Genomic DNA, 25,427 nt, shown 5'->3' on the forward strand with positions numbered 1-25,427 from the left:
TGGTTGACGATCCGGTGAGATCTGGCATCCCGTCAATACGGCCCGGCCTGGAGACGTATCGTGAGTGCTTGCGGAGGGTAAGCAAGCGCAACGAGCCGTAAAACGAACGGAATTGACCACCGGGCGGTTGGGGGAGGCATCGTGGACGACTATGCGGGACGGGTGCTCGCCGACCGCTACCGCCTGCCGCTGCCCCCGACCGATGAGTACGAGTTCGCCGAGACCCGCGCCTTCGACACCTACAGCGGCCAGGAAGTCCTGGTCAGGCAGGTTCCCCTGCCCGAGGTCGTCGAGGCGGAAGTGGTCGGCGACGAGGGCTACGGCGACGGCGACCTGAGTGACGTCCTGCCCGGCGGGCTGCCCGAGGGCTTCAGGAGCGCGGGCTCCGGCGCGCGGACCCCTCGGCGCCCCGGCGCGCGGGCCACGCGCAGGCCCAGCGACCCCGCCGTGCGCCGGGCCGTCGAGGCCGCCCAGGCCGCCGCGCGCATCCCCGACCACCCGCGTCTGGACCAGGTCTTCGACGTGTTCGCGGAGGACGGCTCGCTGTGGATAGTGAGCGAGCTGGTGGCGGCCCGGCCGCTCGCGGCGCTGCTCGCCGACCAACCGCTGAACCCGTTCCGCGCGGCGGAGGTCGCCGCCGACGTCGTGACCGCGCTGCGCGTGCTGCACGCGCACGGCTGGGTCCACCGGAACATCACCGCGCGCACGGTGCTCGTCTGCGACGACGGACGCGTGCTGCTCACGGGGCTCGCGGCGGGCGCGGCGGAAGAGGCCCTGTGCGGGTACGACCCGCGGCCCGAGGGCGAGGACTTCTCCGGCTTCACGGAGCCCGTGGGCGCGCTCGCGGACGAGGAGGCCCGGGGCGTGGAGGCGGCCCCGGAGCCCGCGTACGAGCCGGACCCGCCCTACGCGTCGGATCCGCCGTACGCGTCGGACACGCCGTACGCGGCCGACACGTACGAGCCGGACGCCGCGTACGAGAGTGATCCCGCGTACGAGCCGGATGCCCGGCCCGCGCCCGACTACGAGTCCGACCTGCGGGCGGCGCGCGCCGGTGCGATCGCGGCGTACCGCGCGGGTGCGGCACGGGCGGCGGCCCAGGTCGGCGAAGTGAGCGAGGCGGACGCCGGAAGCGCCACCGGCCGCATCGCGGACCCGTACGGCGTGCACGGCGGCCGCGAGACCTACGGCAACGGCAGGGGCGCGCGGGAGGGCTGGGGCAGCGAAGGGCGCAAGCAGTGGCACGGTGCCGTGCCGCGTGGCGGAGCGCCCGCGCAGGGCGAATCCGCGTCCCCGAGCCTGGCCAAGCGATCGGCGCCCCCGCAGCGGCAGGCCCCTCCGGACGACGACGCGTACGACACCTACGACAGGAACGACAGGAGCGGCGATCCGGACGGGCATGCCCTCAGCGGCCGTTGGGACGACCCCGCAGCCGAGCGGCGCCCCCGGCGCGGCCCCACCACCGCGCTCGCCGCCGAGCGGGCCCGGCACGCGCGGATGACCGTCGTCGGCGCGGTCACCGAGCGCTGGGCCCCCGAGCAGGCCGGTCCCGTGCACGAGAACTGGCAGCTCGCCGCGCCCATCGGGCCCGCCACCGACCTGTGGGCGCTCGGCGCGCTGCTCTTCCGCGCCGTCCAGGGGCACGCGCCGTATCCCGAGGAAAGCACCGCCGAGCTGGTGCAGATGGTGTGCGCGGAGCCGCCCGCGTTCGCCGAGGAGTGCGGGCCGCTGCGGCCGGTCGTGGAGTCGCTGCTGCGTCAGGACCCGACCGAGCGCATCGACTTCGAGGAGCTGAGCGGCTGGCTGCGCTCCCTGGTGCGGTCGGCGCCGGAGCCGGACGCGGGCGTGCACGTGGTCCCGGCACCGCCGTACGACGGCGGCAGGCTGCCCGTCGTGCGCCGCCGGGGCGAGGTCGTGCGCAAGCGGCGCCCGCCCGCGCCGGTCGCCACGGGCCACGGCCACGGCCGCCACAAGCGCGGCCGTGAGCACGTCAGGGACACCAGGCCGGTGCGGGCGCCCCGGCCCGAGCGGGAGCCGCGCCCCGCGCAGGGGCCGCGTTCGCTGGGCCGGGTGCTGCTCCTGGTGATCCTCGCGGGGCTCGTGGCCGCGGTCACGTACGCGATGCTGTTCATGCCCAAGGCCGACGAGAACGAGGGGGCGGGGCGCACCGGGAACGCGGGCGAGTCCAGCACCGCCCCGGACGACCGCCCCGCCGGGGACGGCAAGCCGGGCGACGGCAAGGGCCAGGACGGCGGGGCGGGCGAGTCGCCGGACGGCGAGGAGAGCCCCCGTTCGCAGGAGCCGCAGACCACCGCGTCCGACCTGGCGCCAGGCTTCACGCTGCGCAAGGACACGGAGGGCTTCCGCGTCGCCGTGGCCAGCGGCTGGCAGCGCACGCCCATGAACGGCCGGGAGCAAGTGCTCTACACCCACGGCAAGTTCGAGCTCCTCGTCGTTCCGGGCCGGGACAGCACCGGTGAGTACGGCACGGACCCGATGAAGTACCAGAAGGAGGACGAGCGCGAACTCCAGCCGTTCCGCGACTCGTCCTGGGCCACGTCCAGCGGGATGCGCCGGGTCGACGTGGGCGGCCGTGCCATGGCGGAGGGCCAGTTCACCTGGCAGAGCTCCGACGGCACGGAGGTCTTCGTCCGCAATCTGGTGCTGATCGCGGACGGCAAGTACCACGTGGTGCAGGTGCGCGGCCCGGAGGCCGAGCGGGACGAGGTGGACCGGCTGTACGAGCAGGCGTCGAAGTCGTACCAGGCCGCGGGCTGACCGCGCCGCCACCTCGCACCGCGCCGCCCCGCCGCCCCGCCGCCTCGCACCGCGCCGCCCCGCCGCCTCGCACCGCGTCGCCGCACACCGCACCGAGCCGCCGCCGCACACCGCTCCAGCCGCCCGCGGCGGACACAATCGGAAGTGGCTCTTCCGGACGCGGGGGTAATGCGGCGAATCGCGGGGGAACGGCGAAGAAGCGGAGCCGCATGCGTCACAGTGCGGCTTCCGGCCACCCCCTCCCGTTCCCTGCCTCCCCGCGCCTCCTTACCCTTGGCTCTGTCAGAACCTGGGCCCTGTCAAGACCAACTGCGGGGGAACGTGAATCAGATGCAGGGCCTGCTCCTCGCCGGCCGCTACCGGCTCGGTGAGTCCATCGGTAGCGGCGGCATGGGGCGGGTATGGCGCGCGCGGGACGAGGTGCTGCACCGGGCCGTCGCCGTCAAGGAACTGACGGCCGCCCAGTGGGTGCAGGAGGCCGACCGCGCGGTCCTGCTGACCCGCACGCAGACGGAGGCGCGGGCCCAGGCGCAGATCAACCACTCCGCCGTCGTCACCGTCCACGACGTGCTCGAATACGACGACCGGCCGTGGATCGTGATGGAGCTGGTCGAGGGCCGCTCGCTCGCCGACGCCGTCAAGGAACAGGGCCGCGTCGAGGCGCGCGAGGCCGCCCGCATCGGCCTGTGGGTGCTGCGCGCCCTGCGCGCCGCGCACACCGCGGGCGTCCTGCACCGCGACATCAAGCCGGGCAACGTACTGCTCTCGAACGACGGCCGGGTGCTGCTCACCGACTTCGGGATCGCGGCGATCGAGGGCGACAAGACCATCACCCGCACCGGCGAAGTGGTGGGGTCCGTCGACTATCTGGCGCCCGAGCGGGTCAGCGGCGCCAACCCCGGCCCCGCGGCCGACCTGTGGGCGCTCGGCGCGACGCTGTACACGGCGGTGGAGGGCACCTCGCCGTTCCGCCGCACCTCACCGCTCGGCACCATGCAGGCCGTGGTGACGGAGGAGCCCGCCCCCGCCGCGCACGCCGGTGCCCTCGGCCCCGTCATCGCCGCCCTGCTGCGCAAGGACCCGGCCGCGCGGCCGAGCGCGGACGAGGCGGAGCAGATGCTCGCGGAGGCCGCGGACGGCCGGCGCCCCAGTGCGGCGCAGGCGTACGTACCGACGCGGACCAACCAGCTGCCGCCGCCCGCGACTCCGCGGCCCGCGACCGCGCCGCAGCCCGCGACGGCGCCGCAACCGGCCCCCGCGGCGCCCGGGCCGAGGCGCTGGATCCGACGGCTCGCGCTGGTCGCCGCGGCGGCGCTGCTCGGCGGCGGCGCGGTGTTCGGGTACGTGCAGTACGAAGGCGACGGCGGTGGCCGCCCCCGCGCCGAGGCCGGTGAGGAGAAGGACGGCAAGGGCGGCAAGGACGGTGACAAGGTTGTCGGGGGCATCCCCGCCGACTGGGTGCCGGTGCGCGACGCCGAGGGCTTCAGCCTGATGCTGCCCAAGGGCTGGTCGCGGCGCGTGGACGGCAACCAGATCGACTACACGCCGGACAACGGCCGTCACTTCGTCCGCATCGCCGTCGACCGCAGCCCGGACTTCGACACCCCCTACGCCCACCAGGTCGATCTGGAACGGCAGCTCAAGCTGCCCGACTACCAACGCCTGCACCTGAACTCCAACACCTTCCGCGACCGGCCGGGCGCGCTGTGGGAGTTCAGCTGGACGGCGGGCTCGAACGACACCACCAAGGGCCCGCGGCACGCCATCTCGCAGTCGTACATCAGCCGGGACGGTGTCGAGTACGTGATCTACATGTCGGCGCCCGAGGAGGGGTGGGACAAGACGCGGGAGCAGTTCGACGCGGTGCTGCGGGGCTGGCGGACCTGACCGCTCCACCCCGCCGCGCGAGCGCCCCCCGCCCGCCGTACGCGCCGCTCGCGTACGCCGCGCGGGCGGCCTGAACTGGCCGGTCTCCGGCCCCACCTGCGGCGGCCCGGATCGATGGCCACACCTCTGGGGCATGATGGCCGCATGGGGAGCCTGGGTGACAGCACCCGTGTGATCGCCGGTCGTTACCGCCTCGAAGCGCGGCTCGGCAGGGGCGGCATGGGTGTGGTGTGGCGGGCCAGTGACCAGCTCCTCGGCCGCCGGGTCGCCGTCAAGGAGCTCGCGGTCGACGAGACGCTCCCCGACGAGGAGGCCGCCCGGCAGCGCGAGCGCACCCTGCACGAGGCCCGGGCGGTGGCGCGCCTGCGGCATCCGCACATCGTGGTGGTGCACGACGTGGTCGTCCAGGACGGTCGCGCGTACCTCGTCATGGAGTACGTCGACGGAGGGTCACTCGCGGGGCGCATCGCCCGCTCGGGGCCGCTCGGCCCGCATGCGGCGGCCCGGGTCGGCCTCGATCTGCTCGGCGCGCTGCGCACCGCGCACGCCGCCGGGATCCTGCACCGCGATCTGAAGCCCGCGAACGTCCTCATCGAGGAGGCCACCGGGCGCGTCGTCCTCACGGATTTTGGAATCGCACAGGTCAGCGGGGCTACGACGCTCACCGAGAGCGGGTCTTTCGTCGGCTCGCCCGAGTACACCGCGCCGGAGCGGATGTCAGGCGAGCGGACCGGGCCCGCGTCCGACCTGTGGTCGCTCGGGGCACTGCTCGTGGCGGCGGTCAGCGGCGAGTCGCCCTTCCGCCGCGACTCGATCGGCGGGGTGCTGCACGCCGTCGTCTTCGACGAGATCCGCCCGCCGCCCGCCGCGGCGCCGATCGCGCCCGTCGTCCTCGGTCTGCTCGAACGCGACCCGGAGCGGCGGCTCGACGTGACCGCCGCCGAGCGGCTGCTGCGGGCGTACGTCGTGACCGGCACGATGCCGCGGCTCAACGGGGACCGGGCGGGCCCCGGCCTGCTGCCCGCCGCGTTACGGCCGGGCCGTCATCCGCCCACCCCGCGTGACCTGCCCAGATATCCGCGGACCAGGGCCGCGGTGCTGCTTCCGCTGCCGGCGGACCCCTACGAGCCGGAACCGTCCGGCGGGCAGCGGCGGCCGAACCGCCGCCAGGCCCGCACGATGCTCGTCGCCGCCCTCCTCGTGGCCGCCGTCGCGGGCGGCGCGGTCTCGGCCGCCGCGCTCCTGCTCGGCCGCGACGGCGAAGGGGAGGGGGGAAATCCGGCCACGTCGGCCACGCGGGACGTGCCCGGCACCGCGGCCACGAGCGCGCCGCGGCCCACGGCCACCTCCACGGTCACCAAGACGCCGGACTCCGTGCGGCCCTCCACGCCCGACGCCCCGCGCGGCTACCGCCTGGCGAAGGACCCGCGCGGCTTCGCGCTCGCCGTGCCCACGGGCTACCGGCGCACCACGGACGGGCCGCGCACCTACTACAGCTCCCCGGACGGCGCCTTCCGCGTCGGCATCGAGGCCGCGGACCCGGTGCCCGGCGGCCCGTTCGCCGCCCAGCGCCGCGCGCACGCCGACGGCCCCGAACGCAGCCCCGGCTACCGCGACGGACAGGTCACCGAGACCACGCGCAACGGCCGTCCCGCCGCGCTGCGGCAGTTCACCTGGGACGCCCCCGGCGCCGCCGACGACGCGCGGCGCACCTACGACCTGTGCTGGCAGGAGGGCGGGCGGATGTACGACGTGTGGGTGTCGGCGCCGCTGCCCGAAGCCGGGCAGGGGCGGCGGTACTTCGACACCGCGGTCGACACGTTCGTACGCCGCTGAAGCGCCCGGCGGGGGCGTGAGTTCCCGGTGCGTGCATCACCCCGGTCACAAGTACGGCCCCCGGCTGGAATCAGACACGTCCGGCAAGGTAGTCATGGGTCCATGAGCAACGACGGGGGAGCCGGCCACGGCCCGCACGACACCACCAGTTACGGGCTGCAGCCGCCGCGCCCCGCCGAGCAGGGCGGGACGCCGCACCCCCATCCGTACGCGGAGCCGACGCAGGTCGTCCCGGGCCAGCAGGCGCCCGCCGCGCGGCCCACCGAGGCCGAACCGGGCGCGGGCCGTCTCGTGGGCGGCCGGTACCGGCTGCTCAGCAAGCTCGGCCACGGCGGCATGGGCACGGTCTGGCGGGCGAAGGACGAGACCGTGGACCGCGAGGTGGCCGTGAAGGAGCCGCGCGTCCCCGACCACCTGCCCGAGCGCGAGCGCGCCAACGCCTTCGAGCGGATGCGCCGCGAGGCGCGCGCCGCCGCCCGCCTCGACCACCCGGCGGTCGTGAACGTCCACGACGTCGTCGTCGAGGACGGCCAGCCGTGGATCGTCATGGAGTTCGTACGGGGCCGCTCGCTCGGCGCGGCGCTGCGCGAGGGCACCCTCGGCGCACGCGAGGCGGCGCGCGTCGGCCTCGAAGTGCTCGGCGCCCTGGAGGCCGCGCACGCGGCGGGCATCCTGCACCGCGACGTGAAGCCGGACAACGTGATGCTCGGCGACCACGACCGCGTCGTCCTCACCGACTTCGGCATCGCCCAGATCGAGGGCGAGACGAATCTGACGGACACCGGCGGCTTCGTCGGCTCGCCCGAGTTCATCGCACCCGAGCGCGTCCTCGGCCAGCGGCCGGGACCGGCGTCCGACCTGTGGTCGCTCGGCGTCGTCCTGTACGCGGCGACGGAGGGCGTGTCGCCCTTCCGCCGCAGCAACACGCCCGCGACGCTGCAGTCCGTCCTGAACGCCACGCCCGCCGCGCCCGCTTCCGCGCGGGGCCCGCTCGCCGACGCCATCAACGGCCTGCTGCACAAGGACCCCGGACACCGCCCGAACGCGGCGCGGGTGCGGGCGCTCCTGGACGAGGCGCTGCGGCCGCCGCAGCCCCCGCAGCTGCCGCCGACGCGGGTGGTCACGGTCGCGGGCGACCAGGGCGGGGCGCGCGGCAAGGGCGTGTTCCTCAGCCGCAAGGCGCTCGCGGTGACCGGTGCCGCGGTGGCCGCGGTGGTGGTGGCGAGCGTGCTCGTCGCGGTGAACCCCTTCGGCGGCGACGCGTCGGACGCGGGGGACTGGGAGAAGCACGAGGAGAAGAAGCTCGGCGCCACGGTGTGGGCGCCCAAGGGCTATGCGACATGGATGCCCGGCGACGACGCCGCACCGAAGGAGCACTGGGTCTCCTACCGGGACTCCAGCGGCCAGATCTCGGTGACGCTGACCCTGGACAAGAAGGCCGAGGACGATCTGAACTACATCGCGGGCACCTCCATGGCCGAGGCGTACGAGGACATGAAGGACCTGGACCAGGGCAGTTCGGTGCTCGGCTCGGCGCTGAGCCCGGACGAGCTGAGGCCGGGCAAGAAGACCACGCAGGGCGACTACCAGGGCAGTCAGTCCGCGGAGAACGTCGTTCCGTACACGAACAAGGAGAGCGAGACGGAGTATCCGCGCGAGGCCACGATCTTCTACTACCGGACGAAGTCCGGGGACATGTACAAGCTGTGGATCGACTACCCGGCCAAGAGCGACTTCACCGAGCGCGGCCGCGAGGTGGCGAAGAAGGCCATCGCGGACTTGGAGATCAGCAAGCCCTGACGCGACGGGTGCTGACGCTCGGTCACGAGGTGATCACCGGGCTGGCCCCCGCGCGCCCGCGCACGGTAGTACATGACACATGAGTACTGAGGGCGGACGTGTGATCGGGGGCCGCTACCGGCTCGTCGAGCGCATCGGCTCCGGGGGCATGGGCACCGTGTGGCGTGCCGTCGACGCGTTGGTGGACCGTGAGGTCGCCGTCAAGGAACCGCGGCTTCCGGGCGATCCGCAGGGCGAGGAGCGGCGGCGCGCGTACGCCCGGCTCCGGCGCGAGGCGCGGGCGGCGGCGCGGGTCGAGCACCCGGCGGCCGTCGCCGTCCATGACGTGGTCGTCGAGGACGACGAACTGCCCTGGATCGTCATGGAGTTGATCCGCGGCGAGTCGCTGCACGAGGTGCTCGGGCGCGGCGCCCTGTCGCCCGCCGAGTCCGCCCGCATCGGCCTCGCCCTCGTCGGCGCGCTCGCGGCCGCGCACGCCAAGGGCATCGTGCACCGCGACGTGAAGCCCGCGAACGTGCTGCTCGGGCCGCACGGCCGCGTCGTGCTCACCGACTTCGGCATCGCCCGCATCCAGGGCGAGGAGTCCTTGACGGCCAGTGGTGAGTTCGTCGGCTCGCTGGAGTTCGTCGCACCCGAGCGGATGTCGGGCCCCGGCGCGGGCCCGGCCTCCGACCTGTGGTCCCTGGGAGCCCTGCTGTACACGGCCGTGGAGGGCCGTTCCCCGTTCCGCCGTACGTCGCTGGAGTCGACCCTCGCGGCCGTCCTCGCGGCACAGCCGCCGAAGCCCCAGCGCGCGGGTGAACTGCGCCCGTTGATCGAGGCGTTGCTGCGCCGCGACCCGCACGAGCGCCCGACGGCGGCGGAGGTGGCGACGGCGCTCGGGGAGGTGGCGGGGGCATCCGTGGGTGCTGCTCGGGGGGAGACCGGACCGCACCGGCAGGATCCAGCCCGTCCGGCGTTTGAGGACGAGGCGCGGAGCGCCGATGAGGGGGGTCCAGGGGGCGAAGCCCCCGGTTCGGGAGGGGCCGCGCCCGAGGCTCCCGCGGCGGCGGGGCGCCGCCGCACCCTCGCCCTGCTGGCGGCAGCCCTCGTGGGCGCCCTGCTCGTCGGCGGCGGAGTCTGGCTCGGCACCTCCCTGACGGACGGCGACGGCGGAGGGGAGTTGTACGAGGACGCGGAGTCGGTCACCGGCGTGGGCGAGGAGGTCGGCGAGGAGGGCGTGTTCCCGCCCGTCGAGGTACCGCCGAAGGGGCCGGGCCCTTCGTCCTCCGGCACCCGCTGGACGGCCCACAAGGAGCGCGAGCTGTCCGCCGAGGTCTCCGTGCCCGCCTCGTACACCGAGGTCGTCCGCGATCCCGCGAACCCCATCGTCGAGTACTCCGAGCCGGGCGGCCGCGTCCTCCTGCGGCTCACCAAACCCGCGAAGGCGCCCGCGAAGAACGCGCTCGCCTGGGCGGACCAGGAGCGCCGGGAGTACGAGGACCCGCCCTACGACGCGGTCACCACGTCCATGTCCCCGACGAGCTTCCACGACCAGGGCGCGGCGCTGCTCGACGCCACGTACAAGGAGGGCGAGCGGAAGGCGGATTCGACGGTCACCCGTGAGATGCGGCTGATGATCGTCACCGATGCCGGGGAGGCCTACGAGCTGATGGTGCGGATGCCCAAGGGCGTCGCCGAGCACGAGAAGCGGGGCACCGCGCTCTTCAAGGCCGCGCGGGACCGTCTGAAGGTGGACACGGGCGCGACCGGCTCCGGCTAACGCCCTGATCAGCGGCTTTGCTGCCAGCGGGCACTGGCGCGGTGCCGGAGGGTCGCCCGGCCCGCGTGCGAGGTCCGTGAAAGCTCGTTACCCATGGGTACCCAAAGCGTCCGCCCAGGCATACGCTCACCGTCATGACGGACTCGCAGGCCCCCGCGGCACCCCTCGGTACGAACCCGATCGCTCAGGCCCCGCGCGGTGCCCGCACCGCCGCCGACGTGGTCACGCCGGAGCTGGTCGCCCAGCTCACCCGTGACGTGCTCGGCTCGGGCCGCACGGCCAACCACACGCCGTTCACCGGCGAGAAGCTGGCCGACCTGCCGGAGTCCACGCCCGAGGACGTCGCCACCGCCTTCGAGCGGGCCCGTACCGCGCAGATCGCCTGGGCGCGCACGCCCGTGCGCCAGCGCGCCGCCGTGCTTCTGCGCTTCCACGACCTGCTGCTCCAGCGCCAGGGTGAGGCGCTCGACCTGATCCAGCTGGAGACCGGCAAGGCGCGCCTTCACGCGCACGAGGAGATACAGGCCGTCGTCGTCGCGGCCCGCCACTACGGCCGCCGCGCTCCCGCCTATCTGAACCCCAAGCGCCACACCGGTGTCGTACCGGCCCTGACGAAGGTCACCGAACTGCGCCAGCCGCGCGGCGTCGTCGGCCAGATCGCGCCGTGGAACTACCCCCTGGAGCTGTCCATCGGCGACGCCCTGCCCGCGCTCGTCGCGGGCAACGCGCTGGTGATGAAGCCGGACACGGAGACCGCCCTGACCGCGCTCTGGGCGCGCGACCTCATCGTCGAGGCGGGGCTGCCGTCCGAGGTGTTCCAGGTCGTGCTCGGCGAAGGGCCCGTCGTGGGCCCCGAGCTGGTCAAGCACGCCGACTACGTCTCCTTCACCGGCTCGACGCGCACCGGGCGCGAGGTCGCCACGGGCGCCGCCGCCCGGCTCGTCGGCGTCTCCCTCGAACTCGGCGGCAAGAACGCCATGCTGGTCCTGCACGACGCCGACGTGGAGAAGGCCGCCGCCGGCGCGGTGCGCGCCTGTTTCTCGTCCGCCGGTCAACTGTGCATCGCCATCGAGCGGTTGTACGTCCACGAGTCGATCGCGGACGTCTTCGTCGAGCGGTTCGCCGCGCGCACCAGGGCGATGCGGCTCGGACGCTCGCTCGCGTACGGCGCCGAGATGGGCTCGCTGGTCGGCGAGCGGCAGCTGGAGACCACCCGGCGCCACGTCGACGAGGCCGTCGCCAAGGGCGCGACGCTCGTCGCGGGCGGCGTGGCCCGGACCGACATCGGCCCGTACTTCTACGAGCCCACCATCCTCGACGGCGTCGAACCGCCCATGGCCGTGTGCACGGAGGAGACCTTCGGCCCGGTCGTCTCGATCTACCGCTTCACCGACGAGAACGAGGCGGTGGAGCTCGCCAACGCGACGCCCTACGGCCTGAACTCCTCGGTCTGGACGAAGGACGGCAGGCGCGGCCGCGCCGTCGCCGCCCGCCTGCGCACCGGCACCGTCAACGTCAACGAGGGCTTCGCGCCCGCCTACGGCAGCGTGCAGTCGCCGATGGGCGGCATGAAGGAATCCGGCCTCGGCCGCCGCCACGGCTCCGAGGGCATCCTCAAGTACACCGAGGCCCAGACCGTGGCCCACCAGCGCCTCATCCCCCTTGCGCCGTCGTTCGGCATGGACGACGAGAAGTACGCGGCCTTCATGACGCGGAGCCTGCGGATCATGAAGGCGCTGCGCCTGCGCTAGGTGCGCCCCGAAGGGGCGCGGGGAACTGCGCGCTCAGCCCCCGCGCGCCCGCAGATTCGACTCGCACGGATTCGACTCGCACGGAGGAGACCCCATGTCGCAGGACACCTCTGTCCAGCACGAGGGCAACAAGGGCGGAGAGGGCGACGACGGCAGCGACTACGACGTCATCGTCGTAGGGTCCGGCTTCGGCGGATCCGTGGCCGCGCTGCGGCTCACCGAGAAGGGCTACCGCGTCGGCGTCCTGGAGGCGGGCCGCCGCTTCACGCGCGCCACGCTGCCCAAGAACTCCTGGGACCTGAAGAACTACCTCTGGGCCCCGGCCCTCGGTCTGTACGGCATCCAGCGCATCCATCTGCTCGGCAACGTGATGGTCCTGGCGGGCGCGGGCGTGGGCGGCGGATCGCTGAACTACGCGAACACGCTCTACGTACCGCCTGCGGCGTTCTTCGACGATCCGCAGTGGAAGGACATCACGGACTGGCGGGACGAACTGCGTCCGTACTACGAGCAGGCCAAGCGCATGCTCGGGGTGCGGCTCAATCCAACGACGACTCCCTCCGACGTCCATCTCAAGGCGGCCGCCGAGGCCATGGGCGTGGGCGACAGCTTCCACATGGCACCGGTCGGTGTCTTCTTCGGTGACGGACGGGACGCCACCGGTGAGTCAACGGCCGGGCCCGGCAAGGAAGTTCCCGACCCGTACTTCGGCGGCGCCGGACCCGCGCGCCGGGCCTGCACCGAGTGCGGCGAGTGCATGACGGGCTGCCGCCACGGCGCGAAGAACACGCTCACCGAGAACTACCTGTACCTCGCCGAGAAGGCCGGCGCGGTCATCCACCCGATGACGACCGTGGTCACCCTCACCGAGGACTCGCGCGGCGGCTATGCGGTGGCCACGCTGCCCACCGACAACAAGCGCAAGGGCAAGGGGCGCACCTTCCGGGCCCGCCGCGTCGTCCTGGCCGCGGGCACGTACGGCACGCAGACGCTGCTGCACCGCATGAAGGACGGCCATCTGCTGCCGCGCGTCTCCCGGCGCCTGGGCGAGCTGACCCGCACCAACTCGGAGGCCCTGGTGGGCGCGCAGACCTCCGACCGGCGCTACCGCAAGCGCCACGGGGGCGCCCCGGGCGGCCGGGCCGACTTCAGCCGGGGCGTGGCCATCACCTCGTCCATCCACCCGAACGGCACCACCCACATCGAACCCGTCCGCTACGGCAAGAAGTCCAACGCGATGGGCAGCCTGACCCTGCTCCAGGTGCCGTACACCGCCAAGGGCGGCAAGGCGCGCGTCGCGGGCTGGCTCGCCAACTCGGCCCGCCACCCGGTGCTCACCCTGCGCTCCCTGTCGAACCGCCGCTGGTCGGAGCGCACCATCATCGGCCTGGTCATGCAGACCCTCGACAACTCGCTGACCACGTACCGCAAGGAGAAGGGCCTGGGCAAGGGCCTGCTGACGGCCCGGCAGGGCCACGGCGCCCCCAATCCGGAGCAGATCCCGGAGGCCACCCGCGCCGCGACCCTCATCGCGGAGGAGATCAACGGCTTCCCCGGCTCGAACGTCGGCGAGCTGATGGGCACCCCGCTCACCGCGCACTTCCTGGGCGGCTGCCCGATCGGCGACTCTCCGGAGACGGGCGTCATCGACCCGTACCACCGGCTGTACGGCCATCCGGGGATCTCCGTGGTCGACGGCTCGGCGGTGTCGGCGAACCTCGGCGTGAACCCGTCGCTGACGATCACCGCGCAGGCCGAGCGCGCCATGTCGTTCTGGCCGAACAAGGGCGGCGCCGATCCGCGTCCCGCGCAGGGCACGGCGTACGCGCGCCTCGCGCCGGTCGAACCGAAGTCCCCGGCGGTACCGGCGGACGCGTTCGGGGCGCTGCGGCTGCCGTTCCTCGGGATGCCGGTGGTGCCGCCCAAGGGGTGACCGGGCGGAGTTCCGGGGCTCATGGCCCGCCAGGGGCCGCCGGAATGGCGAAAGGACCTGCACCCCCCTCCGAGTGCAGGTCCTTCGCGTCTTGCGGTGGTCTCGTGATCACATGCGCGCGCGGAGCGCGTTACGCGGCGTCCGAGTTACCACGGCGGCGCACCACGAACACGGCGCCCGCGCCCGCGACGACGGCGATGCCGCCCACGATGCCGATGGTCGGGAGCGCGGAGCTCGACCCGGTCTCGGCGAGGCTGCCGGTGGGCGTCGGGGCCGTCGTCACGGTGGTGTGCTTGATGGGCTTGACGCCGCCCTGCGGCTTGGGCGCGGGGCGCGGCGCGGGCTTGTCCGGCAGCTCGATGGCCTCGCCCGGGTAGTCGATGCCGCTGCCCGGCCTCAGGACCGTGAACTCGAAGAAGTCGAACGAGCTGTGCGTGCACCCGAGCTCGGCGTCCGTGTAGCCGCCGAGACCGAGCGCGTAGCCCGGCCCTGCCGGGGCCTTGGCGCTGATGTCGAGGCGCAGCTTGAGCTCGATCCGCTCCTGGGCGCCGAGCGTCGTCTTCCCGAAGTAACTGCCGTCCGAGACCTCGTCGACGATCGACTTCCAGCCGCCGGCCCCCGGGTCGAGGTACTGGATGCGCGCGTACGTGCTCAGCCAGTTCCGCTCGTGCTCGCTGTTGGAGAAGTTGTCCACGGCCGCGAGCCAGTTGACCTCGCCGAGCTCGTCGTCGCTGGGGTTGGCCGCGATCAGCGTGAACTCGTGCCAGCCGCTGCCCGCGGCGATCTTGCCGGGCAGGCCCTTGAGGCTCAGCTCCAGACGGCTGTCGAGGTCGTCGCCGGTCTCGTCGTCGACCTCGCAGGGCTCGGGCGAGGGCTTCTCCTCGTGGTCCTTGTCCTTGGCCGGGGGCTTGGGGCCCTCTTCGCCACCGGGCTTGCCGCCGGGCTCTTCCCCGGGCTTCTCGCCCGGCTTCTCACCGGCACCCGGCTTCTCACCGCCGCCCGGCTTCTCACCGGGCTTCTCCGCGTCACCGGGCTTGCCGCCGGGCTCGCCCGGCTCGGCACCGGGGTCACCAGGGCCACCGGGCCCACCCGGTTCGCCGGGCTCGTCGCCTGGCTTCTCCGCCGGGTCCCCCGTGCCCGGCGGAGGAGTGTCGGCCGGGTCCGGGGTCTCGCTCACGCTCGTGCCGGGCGTCGTGACATCGCCCTCGGTCGCGAGCGCGGCCGGGGCCGAGAGCAGCGCGAGCGGGGCGAGCGCGGCGGTCGCGGCCGCGGTGGCCAGGGCACGGCGAAGCTTCATGAAGACCTCGGTGAGTCCGGCGTACCGCGCGTCCCCGCGTGGCACGAAGCTGGGGCCTCCGCGCCGGGGCACGGAAGTGGCCGTAGTTACGCATGCATGACTTGTGTTTCCTGTGAATGGTTGCAGTCGAACTCACGGAAACTTTATGTGGTTTGGGTCACACCTCTGGAGGATGTGGAGGGTCCGGGCTTGTGCGGCCCTCGTGGGGTGTCGTAGAACTTCCCCCGTTTGCAAGCGAGATGGAACCGCCGCCGGGCAACGGGCGGGGGAGGGGGCACAGTGTCCGTGCAGTCGCCGCGTGAGCCCGATGACGAGGCGTCCATACCCGACGAGGTGTGGCGGAGGTTCGCTCAGGACAGCGAGCGGGAGATCCGCGCCTCGGCGCCCAAGGAGCCGTCGGCGCGGGCGCGCATGGTGGCCGAAAGGCTGCGCAAGCTGGACGAGGAAGCGGCTCGGCAGCAGGCCGAGGGCACGGTGGGGCGCAAGCGCCGCAAGCGCAAGGAGGCGGCCGCCGAGCCCTGGCGCCCGGACGACTGGCGGGCCGCGCCCACCGGGCCGCGCCGCGGCGGCGCCGGTTCGGGGCGGTGGCGCCAGGTCCGCAGCGTGGTGATCGTCGTGGGCTTCATGGTCCTCGCGATCCTGCTTCTGAGTCCGTACCGGTTCTGGGCCTGGCAGAGGTGACCGTTTGCAGTTCGGCGCCGATTCGGCGCCGATCCGTGGAACCGCCCGCGGAGATCTTCGGTCGTAGAAGGGGTGCGGGTGACTCCGCATTCCGCGTCCGCGGAAACGGGCAAGGCGAAGGTGGGGGAACGTGAAGTCAGCTGTGTCGCGTCTGGTGGTGGCCGTCTCGGTCGCGGCCACGCTGGGCCTGACCGCCGCGTGCGGCGGCGGTGACGGCGACGGCCGTGACGGTGGCAAGTCGTCGACGGAGCAGGCGAAGCCGAAGGGGCGGGACGGTGGCGCCCCGAACGGCGACGGCGACGGCGCACGGGACACCGACGGCTCACGCGGCTCAGGTGGCGGTGGTGGCGCGCGTGACGGCGGAGGCGCCCCCGCCGAGCTGACGGCGGCGTCCCTGGCCAAGGGTGACGTCCGCGGCCACGACGTGAAGACGCGCAGGCCGAACAAGCTGGAGGTCGCGTGGGCGGACGCGCCGGCCTCCCCTGCTGCCTGCGCCCCCTTGGCGGACCTCCTGACGTCCGCCACGCCGCCCGGAGCAAAGGGCCACGTCGGCCGCACGGTCATCGCCAAGGACGCCCGTGTCGTGGCGATGACGGACGTCGAGCTGTACGCGTACGGCAGCGAGCGCGCGGCCGCGCGCGCCCTCGGGGAGCTGCGTACGGCGGCCAAGAACGAGAAGTGCGCCGCCTTCCGCACCGGCGATCTGCGCTACTCGGGCGTCAAGGCGCTGGCCGCGCCGGACAAGGGCGACGAGGCCGTCAGCTACCGCGTCGGCGGCCGCCAGGACGTGTTCGTGAAGCGCTGGACGGTCACCGTCGTGCGCAAGGGCTCCACGCTCGTCTCCTTCGCCGCGTCGAGCCACTACGACCCCGAGAGCGTGGTCAGGGACGACGAGAGCCGCGAGGACGGCGGGGCGGACCTGCCGACGGCGGACAGGGCGGACGAGCAGCCGAAGGTTCCCGCGGCGGTGCTGGACGCGCAGCTGGCCAAGGTGAAGTAGGCGCCGGGCCCGCCTCGGCCATGGCCGGGTGCGTCTCCCACCGCACGAGCGAAGGGCCCCGCGGGACGGAACCGCGGGGCCCTTGGCTGTCAGCACCGACGTCAGGGCAGCGTCGGTGCTTCGGGGCGGCGCCGGGGGGAGTGCGCCGCTGGCTCGTGTGCCGGTGGCCGACCCGGCGCGCAAGGGGCGCACATCTGGTCTAGACCAATGGCAATGAAATTCTGCACGGACGGGCTTCTCGCTCGCCCTCTTACGCATCGTGGAGGATGGCCGGTTCTCCGCGCAACCGTTTCGACTACATCCACTTGTGCCCGAGGGGAACACCCGAGCGGAAGGGTCTGAGGCCGGTCGGCCCCGGGCGTCCCCGGAGCCGACCGTTCCCTGGGTGACCGGGCTGCTGTCCCCTGCCGTCCGGTCACATCTCTGGGGCGAGGTCCCACGGCGTACGAATGATCCGTACGCCTCATCGCCCCAGCGGAGGAGCCACGCGTGGTTCTTTCGGGCCCGCGCCTGGCTGGCACGGACACCGGGACCAACGAAGACCGTCGGGAACCGGTCACGCGCCGTACGGGTGAGAAGCCGTCCGAACTCAGGTCCGTGGCGCAGCGGTTCCGCGTGCGCACGTGCCCTCGCCGGGCGGCGCCTGCGGCTGTCGGCGGCCGCCGCCGGGCGGCTTCAGACGCGGCCGCGGCACAGTTCGAGCAGCGTCATCGCGAGCGCGGTGCCGGGCTTGCCGAGCGCGTCCCGGTAGTGGGCGAGGACCTCCATCTCGCGCGAGAGGTTCACGCGCCGCCCGCCCGAACCGATGCGGGCCTCCTGGATCACCGCAGAGACCGCCATCCGTTCCTGGACCAGACCAATGATCCGGTCATCGAGCGCGTCGATCCGCTCACGGGCACCGCCGATCAGTTCGGCGGCTTCGGGCGTACGGGCGCCGGTCCGCTCGGGCGCGGTGGTCGTGCGGGCCGGGGCGGTGGGCTGCTGCGTGGTGGCGGTCATGGTGGGGCTCCTCGCTGGATTCGGTGGCGGCGGTGCCCCGGGGTGGTGGCAAGGACCCGGAAACGACAGGACGCCCCGGGCCTTGTCGGCCCGGGGCGCCTGGGAAGTCGCTTGTCAGGTGATCAAGCAGCTCGACCATGGCAGCCGGCGGGCCGGATGCCATAGGTAAAGAGGAAGCTGAGGTGCTTGGTCACGGGGTCAGTATGCCCCCAGGCGCGCCGGGCGGGTCAAACCGGGGGTGTGAGCCGGCTCGCATGGTGAGACGCGGGTGCGGCCCGCCCGCCGCCCTTCCCTGTCTCCCACCCCCTCCCTGTGGGCGGCCTGCCTGTCCACAGGGAGGCCGCCGCCGCAGCCGTGACCCGCCCCGACCCCCACCGCGGCGGGCCTCGGCGCGGGGTCCCGCGGGCCCCGGAGCAGGGCAGGAGCGGCCGCCGATGAGCCCCCGCCACCGGGGTCGCGGGCCCGGGGTCCGTCGGATACGACGAAGGCGCCACGCCCGGGCCCGTTAGAATCGACAAAACAACCCCAGCTCCAACCGCGCGCGCACCCCTCGTGCACCCTTCCGCTCACGAACCTCCTGCGCACGCTCAACGCCGGAAGGCCGCCGCCGTGTCCTCAGCGACTCCCGCTGCCGCCGCTCCCGACACCGTTCTGGTCGTCGACTTCGGAGCGCAGTACGCCCAGCTCATCGCCCGCCGCGTCCGCGAGGCCCGGGTCTACAGCGAGATCGTGCCGAGCACCATGCCGGTCTCCGAGATGCTCGCCAAGAACCCCGCGGCGATCATCCTCTCCGGCGGCCCGTCCTCGGTGTACGCGGAGGAGGCCCCCTCGGTCGACCGCGCCCTGTTCGAGGCGGGCGTCCCTGTCTTCGGCATGTGCTACGGCTTCCAGCTGATGGCCACCACCCTCGGCGGCACCGTCGACAACACCGGCGCCCGTGAGTACGGCCGCACCCCGCTCAGCGTCTCCAGGCCCGGCTCGACCCTCTTCGAGGGCACCCCGGCCGACCAGTCCGTGTGGATGTCGCACGGCGACGCGTGCAGCGCGGCCCCCGAGGGCTTCGCCGTCACCGCCTCCACGGACGTCGTCCCGGTCGCCGCCTTCGAGAACGACGAGAAGAAGCTCTACGGCGTCCAGTACCACCCCGAGGTCATGCACTCCACGCACGGCCAGCAGGTCCTGGAGCACTTCCTCTACCGCGGCGCCGGCCTGAAGCCGAACTGGACCACCGGCAACGTCATCGACGAGCAGGTCGCCGCCATCCGCGCCCAGGTCGGCACCAAGCGCGCCATCTGCGGCCTGTCCGGCGGCGTCGACTCCGCCGTGGCCGCCGCCCTGGTGCAGAAGGCCATCGGCTCCCAGCTGACCTGCGTGTACGTCGACCACGGCCTGATGCGCCAGGGCGAGACCGAGCAGGTCGAGAAGGACTTCGTGGCCGCCACCGGCGTGCAGCTGAAGGTCGTCGACGCCCAGGAGCGCTTCCTGACCGCGCTGGCCGGCGTCTCCGACCCGGAGACCAAGCGCAAGATCATCGGTCGGGAGTTCATCCGCGTCTTCGAGCAGGCGCAGGCCGAGATCGTCGCCGAGTCGGCGGGCGCTGGCGAGGACGTCGCGTTCCTCGTCCAGGGCACCCTCTACCCGGACGTCGTCGAGTCCGGCGGCGGCTCGGGCACCGCCAACATCAAGTCCCACCACAACGTGGGCGGCCTCCCCGAGGACCTCGAATTCCAGCTCGTCGAACCGCTGCGCAAGCTGTTCAAGGACGAGGTGCGCATGGTCGGCCAGGAGCTCGGCCTGCCCGACGAGATCGTCCAGCGCCAGCCCTTCCCGGGCCCCGGCCTCGGCATCCGCATCGTCGGCGAGGTCACGCGCGAGCGCCTCGACCTGCTGCGCGAGGCCGACGCCATCGCCCGCGAGGAGCTGACCGCCGCCGGGCTCGACCGCGAGATCTGGCAGTGCCCCGTGGTGCTCCTCGCCGACGTCCGCTCCGTGGGCGTCCAGGGCGACGGCCGCACCTACGGCCACCCGATCGTGCTGCGCCCCGTCTCCTCCGAGGACGCCATGACGGCCGACTGGTCCCGTCTGCCGTACGACGTGCTCGCGAAGATCTCGACCCGCATCACCAACGAGGTCGCCGACGTCAACCGCGTCGTCCTCGACGTGACCAGCAAGCCGCCGGGCACCATCGAGTGGGAGTGACCCGACCGCAGGGGCCGAGCCCCACGGTCGGTCCGGGCCGCACGGCCCGCCCGCGCCCCCAGGCCTGAACGCCGGTGCCGCCGCCCCCGCCGGGGACGGCGGCACCGGCGTTCTCACGTCCGCCGTGTCGTGCGCGTCGGCTGCCCCGGCTTCCACAGCCGCACGACCAGATACGTCTCGTCCTCGATGAACGTCCGCACGATTTCCGTCAGTTCCATCCGGAACAGGTGGAACGCCGACGGGTCCGGCGGCCGCACCTCGTCCGTGTACAGCCGCAGCGTCTCCGGGTCCCGCACCTCCACCGCCCGGCCGGAGATCCGCACGTCCCCGCCGCTCATCTCCGTGCCGGGTCCCGGGTTCGCCTGGAGCGTGCACCGCGGATCGCGCCGCAGGTCCAGCGCCTTGAGCGAGCCCGGCATCATCCCGAGCCACAACTCGCCGTTCAGAAAACGGACTTCCAGGCCCGATGTGCGCGGCGACCCGTCCTTGCGCAGCGTCGCCAGGACGTGGTGCGTGAACAGCCCGAACCTCTCCTCGGCCGTCCGCGCCAGCTCGGGTTCCGCGGTCGCGAACGCCTCCCAGTTGCATGTCATACCGACAGCCTGACGCCCATACCGGACACCTCCTGTCCCTCTTTCCGGGGTGCCGCGCCCCCGCCCGCCGCGTCCGCCACGTACGGCTCCAGACTCTCTTCACAGAAGGCCCCTGTCGCCCTTCGCTGACCGGCGGTAACTTCCGCTGCGTACGGCCAGTGCAACCAGTGCAACCAGCGCAACCAGTACGACCAGGACGGCCAGGGACGGAGGACAGATGCGGGCGCCCACACCCATACCCGTCGAGCGGCTCCAGTTCGCGATGCCCCCGGCACACGACACGCCGGAGGACGAACGGCGCCACCGCAAGGAGCGGCTCGCCGGTGCCCTGCGCGTCTTCGGCCGCCTCGGCTACGAGGACGGCGTCTCCGGCCACATCACCGCGCGCGACCCCGAACACCCCGACTGCTTCTGGGTGAACCCCTTCGGCATGCCCTTCAAGCACATCACCGTCAGCGACCTCGTCCTCGCCAACGGGGCGGGGCAGGTCGTTGAGGGGCGCCACCACGTCAACCAGGCCGCGTTCGCCGTCCATGCCGAGGTCCACCGGGCCCGGCCCGACGCCGTCGCCGTCGCACACTGCCACTCCGTGCACGGCCGCGCCCTCGCCGCCCTCGGTGAACTCCTCGAACCGATCACCCAGGAGTCCTGTGCCTTTTACGAGAGCCACGCGCTGTACGACGCCTACACCGGTGTCGCCGTGGACGCCGAGGAATGCCGCCGCATCGCCGCCGCCCTTGACGACCACAAGGCGCTCATCCTGCGCAACCACGGGCTGCTCGCCGTGGGCGGCTCCGTCGACGCCGCCGCCTGGTGGTTCATCTCCATGGAGCGCGCCAGCCAGGTCCAGCTCGCGGCCCGCGCGGCGGGGCGCCCGGTCCTCATCGACCACGAGGAGGCCGTGCGGACCCGGGACCAGCTCGGCGGCGACCTCGTGGCCTGGATCAACTACCAGCCCCTGTGGCAGGACATCAGCCGCGCCGAACCCGATCTGCTCGCCTGAACCCGCCGCGCCCGTCCCCCGTCGGTGCCCGACCGGGGCCCGCGTCAACACGCGTGCCGCCAGTCCACCCCCGCTGACCTGACCCGCGGAACGCGCACAGGCGTCCGTACGGCACAATTCCCAGTCATTGCAGGGTAGTTCGCGGGCACGTGGGCGGCGGCAGAGCCGGTCACGGGTTCGATCACGGCCTCGGCCGAGGGCGGGGAAGGCGGGGTACGCGGTGGCGGTGCAGGAAGCCAGGCAGAGCACGCACGGGGGTGGCTGCACGTGCGGGGACTGCCCGCACGGTGCACGCGAGGGGCATCGGCGCGCCGTGGCCGCGTTCCTCGCCAAGCGCGACGAGTTGGCGGCGGGGCAGGGCGTGCCCGCGGCCGTCGTCCACTCGGCGGGCGCGTCCCGCCAGTGGGTCTCGGACGAGCTGACCCAGTCCGCCAAGGCCGTCGCCGAACGCGGGCGCGCCGAGGGGGCGGCCTGGCTCGCCCGGCTGTGGCGGTACACCCTCGGCGCCGTCTGGGCGGGCGTCGTCGCACTGCTGCTCGTGCAGGCCCTCACGGCGGTCGGCAGCGGCTGGACGGACACGCGCACGGCCGGGCTGCTCGCGGCGCTCGCGATGGCCTTCCTGCTGTCGGGCGCCGCGTATCTGCACCGCGCGCGCGGGGGCGTGCTCGCGCCCGTCATCGGCGAGGACAACCGCCTGTCCACCTCGCGTGCCGTCGCCGCCTCCTGGGTGCTGCTCGTCGTCTTCGCCGTGCTCGTCCTCGCGGGTGAACTCGCCGCGGCCTCCGGTGACGGCCGGCGCGACGCCCTCATCGACGGCCTCCAACTCGACCGCGTCGCGGGCCTTGTGACCGTCCTCGCCGTCGTCTGCGCCGTCGCCGTGCTCGTCCGCCGTGTCGTGGGCCTCAGGGTCCTCGGGCAGAAGCTCCAGAAGGTGCGCGCCGACCGGCCGAGGGCCGCCGACCTCCTCACCGACGACTCGGGCCGCGGCCACTTCGCGGACGTCCAGTACTTCCTCGTCAGCACTGCCGCCGTCGTCTTCGTCGCCGTCCGGCTCGCCCGCCGCCCCGAGCAGCTGCCCGACCTGCCGTGGGGCCTCGCCCTCCTCGTGCTCGTATCGGCCGCCACATACGTGGCGGGCAAGTACTCGGAGGGCGGCCGGCCCGTGATCCTGTCCGTCGTCCGGGCCCGGGAGGCAGGCGATCTGGACGCGCCGATCCGCACCGGCGACGACATCGAGATCCGCGGCGCGGGCTTCGTACCGCCCGGCGCGCAGAGCGCGGACCGGCTCGCCCGGATGGCCGTCCGCATCGGCGCCGTCCACGTCCACGTGCCGCTCGTGCCGGTCGCCGGGGGCTTCACCAACCCGTCCGACACCGTCCTGACCGTGCCCGTCCCCGTCGACGTCGAGCCCGGCCGCGTCGACGTCCAAGTGATCACGGCGGCGGGTGTCGAGACCAACCGCTGCACCATCGACGTGACCGACTGACCGCCCCGCCGCACAAGCCTCCGCACGGACCGCGCGACCCACCGCCCGACACCCCGCACCGCGTCGAATGGACGCATGCGCTCCCCCCTTCCACAGGCCCGGAACCGCCGACCCCCAGTGGTTTCCGGGCACACCTCACGGAATCCGCCGCACGCCACTGAGCGGCGACTCCCTTTCCTACGTATCGTCAGTTGACGGCTCAACGGGAGAGGCGGCGGACAGCCATGGTTCACGGCATGCGCACGGACACCCACAGCGGCTATGCGCGGCGGAACGACTGGCGGGACACCGCCACCCGCTACGCCCTGCTCCCGTTGAGGATCTTCCTCGGTGTCACGTTCATCTATGCGGGCCTGGACAAGCTGACCGACAGCGCCTTCATGAAGGAGAGCGGCCCCGGCTCGATCGGCGACCAGATGCGCAACATCCGCGACATCTCCGCCATCCCCGAGCTCGTCGACCTGGCCCTGAAGAGCCCCGTCGGCTTCGGCTACGCCATCGCCCTGGGCGAACTGGCCGTCGGCATCGGCACCCTGATCGGCCTGCTCGCCCGGATCGCCGCGCTCGGCGGGGCGCTGATCTCGCTCAGCCTCTGGCTGACCATGAGCTGGTCCGCCGAGCCGTACTACTACGGCAACGACCTCGCCTATCTGATGGCCTGGCTGCCTCTGGTGCTCGCCGGTGCCTCCGTCCTCTCCGTCGACGCCTGGCTCGCCCAACGCCGCGAAGCCTCCGGGCTGCGGCTGCGCTGAGCGCTTCGCCGGACCACCGGGCCTCCGGGCCACCGGACCGCTCAGCCGCGGCCCGACTCGCCCGCCTCGGACGCGCGCGTCCCGCCCGGGTCCACGGTGCGTGGCCCGTCCGCCCGGCCGCCGACGCGGGGCCCGCGCCTCTTGCGTATGCCGTGGGCCACGGTCGCCGCGGCGCCCGCGAGGCACAGACCTCCCGTCACGATCGGGATGATCACGAACCAGGGCGTGTCCCACAGACCGCCCGCGTCGCCCGCGTAGACGAGTCCGGCGACCGCCACGAAGAAACCCGCGACCAGCCGGCCCGGCTGGAACTCATGACGCAGCACGTGCCACCTCCGCCTGTCCGACGCCGACCTCGAGCCGCAGGTCAAGCGTGCCCTCACTCCTGACGCCCGCGGGCGGGTCCAACGTCACCCTCTTGTGCTTGTCGGGGGCGATGTCCACGTCCTGGCTGTTGTCGCTCGGCAGCTGGATGTCCCCGACACCCACCTCGACCCTCAGGTCCACCTTGGCGTCCCTGGGCACGATCACCTTCAGCTTCCCGGCGCCGACCTCCGCCCAGGTGCGCACCGTCTGGTCCTTGCGGAGGTCGACCCGGCTCAGGTCCAGGGTGGCGACGCCCGTCCCCAGTTCGTACTGCGGGCGGATGTCGTCGGCTGTGGCGGGGGTCCAGTCCTTGCGCATCCAGTCCGTCGAGATGTTCTTCGGCAGGGCCGCGGAGGTGGCGACCAGGGCGGCGGTGATCACCGCGAGCAGGAGGGAGCCCGCGCCCGTGCGCCCCAGGAACGAGCTGACCGCGATGCCCAGGCCGAAGACGGCGAGCGCGCAGGCGAAGCCCGTCTGCAAGCTGGTGCCGAGCGGCTGGTCCTCCCAAGTCAGGCCCGTGCCGAGGCCGGCCGTGAGCAGGGCGGCCAGGAACACCCAGCCACCGATCCAGCGCGGCCCGCGGCGCCCGCGCGGCTCCTTGTCCAAGGGGGGCGCCCCCCATGCCGAGGTGTGCCCCGGGGCCGGCTGATACTCCATCGCGATGGGCTCGGGGCCCCAGAAGTACTTCGGCGTCCCCTCCTCGCCGAGGGGCGTGCGCCACCAGGACGGGGCCCCGGTGACGGGCGGCGCCTTCGTCTCCGGCGGGGCGTCCGCGACGGCCTGCGCGGCTGCCGGGTCGGGGTCGGGGGTGCCGCGCTGCCGCGACCAGTACCCCGCGCCCGCGAGGAGGAGGCCGAGGACGGCCGCGAAGGTCAGCGCTCCGCCATTGCCGATCAGGGTCAGGAACACACCGCAGCCGACGAGGGCGAAGAGGACCGCGGTGAGGGCGTGGCCGTCGACGCGGGCGGTCAGCAGGCGCCGCGCCTCGTTCTCCTCCTCCCCCTCATAAGGAATGAGCAGCCACGCGAAGCCGTAGAAGACCAGGCCGATGCCGCTCGTGACCGCGAGCACGGCCAGGCCGATGCGGAAGATCACCGGGTCCATGTCGCAGTGCCGGCCGAGGCCCGCGCACACGCCGCCCAGCCTGCGGTGCCGGGGGTCGCGGCGGAACTTCCGCTCGCGCATGACCTCCGGACCGCCCGGCTCCTCGGCCGCCGCGGACGGATGATCGCGCGACGGGGCCCGTGGGCCCGGCGCGGGCTGCTGATCTGTCATGACTCCATGGTGACGGCCCCGCCCCGCCC

18 protein-coding genes are annotated in these 25,427 nt (G+C 73.4%); 13 read left to right on the forward strand and 5 right to left on the reverse strand.

What is annotated here, in order from left to right:
• Positions 1-141: 141 nt before the first annotated feature.
• The 7 genes from CP982_RS25520 to CP982_RS25550 all read left to right on the forward strand — a co-directional run bounded on the left by CP982_RS25520 (position 142) and on the right by CP982_RS25550 (position 13,747).
• Positions 142-2,778 carry a protein kinase gene (locus CP982_RS25520; RefSeq protein WP_150512617.1) on the forward strand — a complete coding sequence of 879 codons (2,637 nt, stop codon included), beginning with the start codon at positions 142-144 and terminating at the stop codon, positions 2,776-2,778.
• 330 nt (positions 2,779-3,108) lie between these two features.
• Positions 3,109-4,665 (forward strand): serine/threonine-protein kinase, encoded by a 1,557-nt coding sequence (locus CP982_RS25525; protein WP_150515700.1) that lies wholly within the window; start codon positions 3,109-3,111, stop codon positions 4,663-4,665.
• A 144-nt stretch (positions 4,666-4,809) separates the two neighbouring features.
• Entirely contained in the window at positions 4,810-6,501 is a 1,692-nt protein-coding gene (locus CP982_RS25530; protein WP_150512618.1) for a serine/threonine-protein kinase, read from the forward strand.
• A 102-nt stretch (positions 6,502-6,603) separates the two neighbouring features.
• The gene (locus CP982_RS25535; RefSeq protein WP_150512619.1) at positions 6,604-8,301 is read left to right on the forward strand and encodes a serine/threonine-protein kinase; all 1,698 of its coding nucleotides are present in this window, start codon (positions 6,604-6,606) and stop codon (positions 8,299-8,301) included.
• Positions 8,302-8,380: 79 nt separating this feature from the next.
• Complete coding sequence (locus CP982_RS25540; protein WP_150512620.1) at positions 8,381-10,063, forward strand: serine/threonine-protein kinase; 1,683 nt, start codon at positions 8,381-8,383, stop codon at positions 10,061-10,063.
• Positions 10,064-10,197: 134 nt separating this feature from the next.
• Positions 10,198-11,814 (forward strand): succinic semialdehyde dehydrogenase, encoded by a 1,617-nt coding sequence (locus CP982_RS25545; RefSeq protein WP_150512621.1) that lies wholly within the window; start codon positions 10,198-10,200, stop codon positions 11,812-11,814.
• A 94-nt stretch (positions 11,815-11,908) separates the two neighbouring features.
• A complete protein-coding gene (locus CP982_RS25550) occupies positions 11,909-13,747 on the forward strand; it encodes a GMC oxidoreductase (RefSeq protein ID WP_150512622.1) in 1,839 nt (612 codons plus the stop codon).
• A 130-nt stretch (positions 13,748-13,877) separates the two neighbouring features.
• On the opposite strand, the gene CP982_RS25555 is transcribed toward CP982_RS25550, so the two are convergent.
• Positions 13,878-15,044: an LAETG motif-containing sortase-dependent surface protein gene (locus CP982_RS25555; RefSeq protein ID WP_229879053.1), complete on the reverse strand. Its 1,167-nt coding sequence runs from the start codon at positions 15,042-15,044 to the stop codon at positions 13,878-13,880.
• Between the two features lie 285 nt (positions 15,045-15,329).
• On the opposite strand from CP982_RS25555, the gene CP982_RS25560 reads away from it, so the two are divergent.
• Both CP982_RS25560 and CP982_RS25565 read left to right on the forward strand, forming a co-directional pair.
• Positions 15,330-15,725, forward strand: a complete 396-nt coding sequence (locus CP982_RS25560; RefSeq protein ID WP_229879054.1) for a hypothetical protein — start codon at positions 15,330-15,332, stop codon at positions 15,723-15,725.
• A 130-nt stretch (positions 15,726-15,855) separates the two neighbouring features.
• Entirely contained in the window at positions 15,856-16,725 is an 870-nt protein-coding gene (locus CP982_RS25565) for a hypothetical protein (protein WP_150512624.1), read from the forward strand.
• 675 nt (positions 16,726-17,400) lie between these two features.
• On the opposite strand, the gene CP982_RS25570 is transcribed toward CP982_RS25565, so the two are convergent.
• Positions 17,401-17,724: a chorismate mutase gene (locus CP982_RS25570; RefSeq protein ID WP_150512625.1), complete on the reverse strand. Its 324-nt coding sequence runs from the start codon at positions 17,722-17,724 to the stop codon at positions 17,401-17,403.
• A gap of 609 nt (positions 17,725-18,333) precedes the next feature.
• Between CP982_RS25570 and guaA the strand changes: the two genes are divergently transcribed.
• Complete coding sequence (guaA, locus tag CP982_RS25575; RefSeq protein WP_150512626.1) at positions 18,334-19,923, forward strand: glutamine-hydrolyzing GMP synthase; 1,590 nt, start codon at positions 18,334-18,336, stop codon at positions 19,921-19,923.
• Positions 19,924-20,036: 113 nt separating this feature from the next.
• On the opposite strand, the gene CP982_RS25580 is transcribed toward guaA, so the two are convergent.
• A complete protein-coding gene (locus CP982_RS25580; RefSeq protein WP_150512627.1) occupies positions 20,037-20,516 on the reverse strand; it encodes a pyridoxamine 5'-phosphate oxidase family protein in 480 nt (159 codons plus the stop codon).
• A gap of 145 nt (positions 20,517-20,661) precedes the next feature.
• Here CP982_RS25580 and CP982_RS25585 point away from each other — a divergent pair, with 145 nt between their 5' ends.
• From CP982_RS25585 to CP982_RS25595, 3 genes are all read left to right on the forward strand, one after another.
• Entirely contained in the window at positions 20,662-21,519 is an 858-nt protein-coding gene (locus tag CP982_RS25585; protein ID WP_260423159.1) for a class II aldolase/adducin family protein, read from the forward strand.
• Between the two features lie 220 nt (positions 21,520-21,739).
• A complete protein-coding gene (locus tag CP982_RS25590; protein WP_150512629.1) occupies positions 21,740-23,005 on the forward strand; it encodes a hypothetical protein in 1,266 nt (421 codons plus the stop codon).
• Between the two features lie 224 nt (positions 23,006-23,229).
• Positions 23,230-23,757: a DoxX family protein gene (locus tag CP982_RS25595; protein WP_170316490.1), complete on the forward strand. Its 528-nt coding sequence runs from the start codon at positions 23,230-23,232 to the stop codon at positions 23,755-23,757.
• A 41-nt stretch (positions 23,758-23,798) separates the two neighbouring features.
• Here the strand turns inward: CP982_RS25595 and CP982_RS25600 are convergent, their stop codons facing one another.
• On the reverse strand, positions 23,799-24,083 hold the full coding sequence (locus CP982_RS25600; protein ID WP_229879055.1) for a hypothetical protein: 285 nt from the start codon (positions 24,081-24,083) through the stop codon (positions 23,799-23,801).
• A complete protein-coding gene (locus tag CP982_RS25605) occupies positions 24,070-25,398 on the reverse strand; it encodes a PspC domain-containing protein (RefSeq protein WP_150512631.1) in 1,329 nt (442 codons plus the stop codon). Before CP982_RS25605 ends, CP982_RS25600 begins: the two co-directional genes overlap by 14 nt.
• Between the last annotated feature and the right edge of the window lie 29 nt (positions 25,399-25,427).

It is taken from the genome of Streptomyces spectabilis, from assembly GCF_008704795.1.
Classification (GTDB): domain Bacteria; phylum Actinomycetota; class Actinomycetes; order Streptomycetales; family Streptomycetaceae; genus Streptomyces; species Streptomyces spectabilis.